This is a genomic window from Acinetobacter sp. Brlt_5, assembly GCF_051949055.1.
Lineage (GTDB): Bacteria > Pseudomonadota > Gammaproteobacteria > Pseudomonadales > Moraxellaceae > Acinetobacter > Acinetobacter indicus.
Window position 1 is genome coordinate 1 of sequence record NZ_JAYJLP010000033.1, and the last position, 5,473, is coordinate 5,473.

Annotated in this window: 8 protein-coding genes; 2 read left to right on the forward strand and 6 right to left on the reverse strand. The window is 45.9% G+C overall.

Features of this window, described 5'->3' with window-relative positions; translation table 11 throughout:
• Window positions 1–35 precede the first annotated feature (35 nt).
• Genes VF685_RS13815 through VF685_RS13825 form a run of 3 tightly spaced genes read right to left on the reverse strand, consistent with a single transcriptional unit; the run spans window position 36 to window position 2,878 of the window.
• Window positions 36–1,124 (reverse strand): DUF6670 family protein, encoded by a 1,089-nt coding sequence (locus VF685_RS13815; RefSeq protein ID WP_177155324.1) that lies wholly within the window; start codon window positions 1,122–1,124, stop codon window positions 36–38.
• A 24-nt stretch (window positions 1,125–1,148) separates the two neighbouring features.
• The gene (gene pssA, locus VF685_RS13820) at window positions 1,149–1,973 is read right to left on the reverse strand and encodes a CDP-diacylglycerol--serine O-phosphatidyltransferase (protein WP_177155323.1); all 825 of its coding nucleotides are present in this window, start codon (window positions 1,971–1,973) and stop codon (window positions 1,149–1,151) included.
• A 47-nt stretch (window positions 1,974–2,020) separates the two neighbouring features.
• Window positions 2,021–2,878: a 23S rRNA (adenine(2030)-N(6))-methyltransferase RlmJ gene (locus VF685_RS13825; protein ID WP_005182209.1), complete on the reverse strand. Its 858-nt coding sequence runs from the start codon at window positions 2,876–2,878 to the stop codon at window positions 2,021–2,023.
• Window positions 2,879–2,995: 117 nt separating this feature from the next.
• Between VF685_RS13825 and VF685_RS13830 the strand changes: the two genes are divergently transcribed.
• Together VF685_RS13830 and VF685_RS13835 are read left to right on the forward strand one after the other, a co-directional pair.
• Window positions 2,996–3,598: a 2OG-Fe(II) oxygenase gene (locus VF685_RS13830; protein ID WP_005182206.1), complete on the forward strand. Its 603-nt coding sequence runs from the start codon at window positions 2,996–2,998 to the stop codon at window positions 3,596–3,598.
• A gap of 60 nt (window positions 3,599–3,658) precedes the next feature.
• A complete protein-coding gene (locus tag VF685_RS13835; RefSeq protein ID WP_005182203.1) occupies window positions 3,659–4,186 on the forward strand; it encodes a hypothetical protein in 528 nt (175 codons plus the stop codon).
• 94 nt (window positions 4,187–4,280) lie between these two features.
• On the opposite strand, the gene VF685_RS13840 is transcribed toward VF685_RS13835, so the two are convergent.
• From VF685_RS13840 to VF685_RS13850, 3 genes are all read right to left on the reverse strand, one after another.
• On the reverse strand, window positions 4,281–4,538 hold the full coding sequence (locus tag VF685_RS13840; protein ID WP_005182199.1) for a DUF2789 family protein: 258 nt from the start codon (window positions 4,536–4,538) through the stop codon (window positions 4,281–4,283).
• A gap of 110 nt (window positions 4,539–4,648) precedes the next feature.
• Complete coding sequence (locus VF685_RS13845) at window positions 4,649–4,909, reverse strand: DUF2789 family protein (RefSeq protein ID WP_286385056.1); 261 nt, start codon at window positions 4,907–4,909, stop codon at window positions 4,649–4,651.
• A 145-nt stretch (window positions 4,910–5,054) separates the two neighbouring features.
• Complete coding sequence (locus VF685_RS13850; RefSeq protein WP_005182193.1) at window positions 5,055–5,309, reverse strand: DUF2789 family protein; 255 nt, start codon at window positions 5,307–5,309, stop codon at window positions 5,055–5,057.
• Window positions 5,310–5,473: the final 164 nt, after the last annotated feature.

The following is a 5,473-nucleotide window of genomic DNA, read 5'->3' on the forward strand; positions in this document are numbered from 1 at the left end:
CGACACGACTGTTTATTTATTCAGCAAAAATACACTTATTTTTCTTTTTTCACTAAAAATGGGACCGGATTGGCCAAATGATCACCTAATTTTTCTGCCTGATTTTTTTCCTGCCATTTTAAGGCGCGACAATCAATATATTCACAATAGCCACCTTCGCCCTGTTCTTCGACATCATTTATTTTGACCTGATAATGAAAACTGCCCACATAACCGGCAGCCAAGCCAAATTTAAAATCACCGCGACTTTGTGCCTGAATATGAATACGCGTGCCATCTGCACCGCTGTAACACCATTCAAATTCACGCGGCAGATACATGCTTTGCCGGTTTGGAGTCATCACCGCCGGATAAACCCGGTGTACTTTAAAATATACGCCTTCATCAAACAGCTGGCTTTGGCCGCTGCTCAGGTCACGCAAATACATCCGCGACTGCAAAATCCGGTTAAAGCGATCTCGCACTTGGGCCAGTAATAACTGCCGTTGCTGCTGCAGATTAATCACCTGATAGGTAAAAAAGGCTAAAGGTAGATAAGGAAAATTAATGGCTCGCGCATATTCAAAACTGCCGAGTTGCTGGATCTGATAATTTTGCTGTTTATATTGAAGCTGTCCACTGCATTCACACAGCAAAGACCAGTGATCGGCCAGCCCCATGCGTAGCTTGGCAAAATAGGAAATCACCGGGGTAGTACAAATCTTCAGATCAAAACTGAGTTCAGAATCCAGACGTTGAACCCGAAACTCCGGAAAATGTCCTTCCAGCTGCTCCCGGCCACCAAACTGAAACAGTGCCGGCTTGAAATAACATTCTTTTTCCACTGAATAACTGCTGAGCTGCCCCACCATATGTGGACTGGAACTGACCAGTACCGTAGCAGTATCCAGCGGATGGGTTTGAATCGCGCTGTCATTGCGCAGCATCGGAGCATTTGGCTGCCCAATCAGACTCAGGAAATTAAGATAATGTAAGGGCGCGGGCAAATTGGGAATCATCAGGCCCTGATGAATGATTTTATATTTCTGGTTCGGGGCGTGATAAGGCAGCTGCTCAAGCTTGAGTTGATGTGGAGCTTGATTCAGTTGTTTGGATCGATCGAGAAAATCTTGAAACATCTGCATAGCAAGCTCCTGAGTGTCATCTTGTTATGATTCGGCGGTTTTTCTCGCCATATAAGTGGTCACAAAACCTGATAATGCGTAGATGATAGAAATCACCAGAATACCGACCGGAATGTTATAGGTCATGGCCGCGAGTATAAAAACGGCGATTGGCAGCACAATAAACGGCACCCGCTTACGGTCTAAAGTCTTAAAGGAATAATATTTAATATTGGAAATCATCAGCAAGCCAACCGCCACAATAATCACGGCGTTGATGATCTGAATACCAAAGTCCTGAATATTATAAATTTCAGGAAAATCGCGGCCGACCCAGACCAGCGACACCAGCATTAAAGCCGCCAATGGACTGGCCACGCCAATAAAATAACGTTTATCAACCACGCCAATCTGCACGTTAAAACGCGCCAGACGGAAAGCCGCACAGGCGGTATAAACAAAACAGCAGGCCAAACCAATCCGGCCCAGATCATTCAGGCTCCAGCTATACATTAAAATTGCCGGGGCCACACCAAAGGCCAGCATATCGGACAAGGAGTCAAACTGCTCACCAAACGGACTTTGCGCACCAATGGCACGCGCAACGCGGCCATCTAAACCATCAAATAAGGCCGCCAGGAAAATGGCATAAATGGCCTGGCTATATTCGCCATTCATGCTGGCAATAATTGAATAAAAGCCCGACAGCAAGGCCGCGGTGGTAATGAGATTAGGCCACAGGTAGATGCCACGGCGTTTGACCTTTTGCCCCTCGCGGGTACGTTCCTCTTCCACCACTTCAAATGTGATTCCATCGTAATCATGTTCACGCGTCACGGAATCACCCTCGGGCTTCGGTGTGTTTATCATTATTTTATGTCCTAACTCTAACCTAATCTCTGTTGGGGCTGTTTGGCTTATTCGCCAACCAGCCAGCGTACTGCTGCATGTCCACCATTGTCCTGCATGCGTAAATGCGGGAATAACCATTGTAAGGCTTCATCTGCATCTTCAGAGAATTTCCAAGGTGGATTGATCACCAGTAAACCACAGCCATTCAAGCCAACCGGGGTATCATCTGGCCAGACACAGATTTCGCAAACCAGCTGACGGCGAATGCCCGATTTGTACATTTTCTTTTCAAAACGTTCAATCATGGCGCGGTCTTTAATTGGATACCACACCGCAAACACGCCTGTTGGCCATTTTTTATAGGCCGCGACCAGCAGCTCCACCAGCTGCGGGAAGTCTTTACGTTCCAGCTCATAAGGCGGGTCAATCATGACCAGACCGCGTTTTTCTTTCGGTGGAATCACCCCAAGCAGGCCTTCATAAGCATCACGCTCATGCAAGCCGGCGCGACGGTCACGGATATTGCTGCGCAATTGCTGAAAAACATCACGCTGCATTTCAAACACCGTGGCTTTATCCATCTCACGCATACCTTGTAAGGCAAACCATGGTGAACCCGGATAAGCGCCCTTGCCATCCGTCTCGCGCATCTGCTCGACCAGATTCAGATACTGCTTCACGCCTTCCGGTGCATTGCGGATAATCGAGTCATCCAGTTTGACCAGACGGTGAATACCATTTAAGAACTCACCCGACTTCTGTGCAGGTGCTAAAGATAAGTCGTATTTGCCTGCACCGCCATGTGTATCAATATAGCGATAAGGTTTATCTTTGGCATTTAAACGTGTCAGTAACTGAAGCAAAAGCACATGCTTCATGACATCGGCAAAGTTGCCTGCATGGAAATGGTGACGGTAATTCATGTTTCTTTAATTCCTGAAATCAACCGGTATTTTAGCATGAAAAAAAGTTTCATTCAGAGGCTTATCTTGCTCTAAAATAGTTCCCCCGCTTTTTTTATCCTTGTTCGAGTTTTGCCTATGCAAACACATTCTCTACCACCATCCTGGAATCTGGCACAGATATTCAATGATCTGGATCAATCCGGTTATGCCCTGATTGATGATGCCTATCCACAGGATTATGTACAAGCTTTGGTAGCAGAATGTACCGCACATTTGAATGAGTTTCGTAACGCAGCCATTCAAAACGGTGTGGTCAGCCAGATTCGCAGTGATCATATCTTATGGCTGGATTCAAGCCTGCCGGTTGCCGAGCAGCATACCCAAACCTTAATGGCGCTGGCCGAGCAATTAAATCGTGCCTTTTTTCTGGGCATTAAGGAAGTCGAAGCCCATTTTGCCTGTTATAACGCCGGCGAATTTTATGCCCTGCACCGCGATAATCCGCAAGGTAAAAATGGCCGGATGATTTCCTGCGTCTTTTATCTGCATGAACAGTGGCAGGCCGATTGGGGCGGTGAATTACGCTTGCAGGACAAACAGGGCGAATGGCAGATCATTGCGCCACAGCCCAACCGGATGGCCTTATTCCAAAGTGATTTGCTGCATGAAGTGCTGCTCTCCAAACAGCAGCGCCTTTCGATTACTGCCTGGCTGCGTAGTGATCCACAGTTGTGGTGATCCTTTAAATCCTGGCAAGTGGCCTCATATAAACCGTATTGTGAACTGAGGATTGTGCCGATGCGTGATACCACCCAACCGATTATTCAGCGTATCGGTGAAACTGACCAGCTCTATTTACAGGGCAACACCCCGGAACTGGCGCTGGAACGTGCTTCATTACGCCTAGAACTGGTGATGCTGAGTCAGGTCCGTCAGGAACAGACCTATTTCCTGCAAGAAGCGATTGTGCTGCTGGAGCAAGGCCGGGTTGAATTTGAGGAAATGCCGCTGTCCTTATATTTAAATCTGTCCTTAACCCTGGCCAAGGCCTATATGCTGTATTTTGAAATCAGCCAGGAAACCCGCTTTGCCTTAATTACCCAGCAGATTCTAAAACCGCTGACCAATTATAATCATGGCGATATTTACCTGTTCCTGGCCTATGCCAGCGCAGCGAAAAAAGAAAATGCACTGACTCAGCATTGGCTGACCAAATACCGTAAAACAGCCGAGTTTGATGCCGATGTACTACGTGAACATACTGCCTTTGAACACTGTCATGGTCAAAGCTGGTTTGTGCAGCTGATTCAGCCGCGTTTACACTAAAGCTCAGCACGAAAAAAATATTTAACAACAAAAATGCCTCATTGATTGAGGCATTTTTTATGGACTACAGAAACGCTTGAATCTTCAGGCAGGATTAAGCGGTTTGGGCTTTATAGGCATCCATATGTAATTGTTGATTCAATTCATCGACCCAGATCGCCCAGTCATCATCCTGGACCAGATGACTGATTAATAAAGCACGCTGGGATTTATTCCAGAACGGCGCATCATGCAAAGAAATATGGGAAGGCAGTTGATGGGTACGTACATAAAGTTCAATGGCCGCCGGACTATTGGCTAAACCAAGTTGAGAAAATAATAGAGCTAAGGATGGTGTGTTGTGATTGAGCATCTCGCCCTCCTTATATATCAGATAAATTGTAGTTATTTATCCATCTAACTTATAAGATAAAGCAAAAAAAACCTAGTCTTTGCGACCAGGTTTGTTGTTTCAATTTGTGATTAAAGTTCGCAAGAGCCGGAAAGCTTATGTTCGGTATGTAATTGCTCGTTTAAGACATCAATCACGATGGCCCATTCATCATCACTTTTCCAGTGACTGATAATGAAATCGTGCTGGGCCTTGCTCCAGAATACGGCTTTATGTAGAGGAATATCGGAAGTTAATTGATGGCTTTCAATAAATTGATCAATGGCTTCTGAACTGGACTCTAGACCCAGCTGCTCAAATAACAGTTCTAATGTGGGTTGCTGATCAAACATGGCGCCCTCCTCAGCATTTTTTTACTGTATTGTAGCTTTACGTTATAAGAATTCTGCACAAAAGCACAGCCTTGTGACTGCGCTTGTTGTATTTTTTTGTACCAAAGCATGTAAGGCGGATGAGCCTGATTGAACTGGCTCCGGCTTATTGCGCCAGCTTGTCGCTTTCAACGTGTAGTAACTGGTTTAATTTGTCGATAATCACAATCCACTCATCATCCTGATGCCAGTGTTCGCGTAAAAAGGCGCTTTGTCCCTCACTCCAGAATCCAGCATCGGGCAAGGTCACTTCTGCCGGCAATTGATGGGCACGCACAAATTGCTCAATAGATGCTTCGTCTGCGGCTAAACCCAGTTGTTCAAATAATAATTCTAAGGTCGGCTGTTGTTCGAGTACCATGGAATGACTCCGTATTTTTCTAGGCGAAGTCCATAAACTAGCAAATCCGGAACAGCATTAGGGCTACAGGCCGATGTATTCTTGTTATGTTTTGTGAGGTTTGTCATGGCGCTAATCAATACAACAATCCATACAGCTGCATAAAAAAAGCACCCCAAATGGAG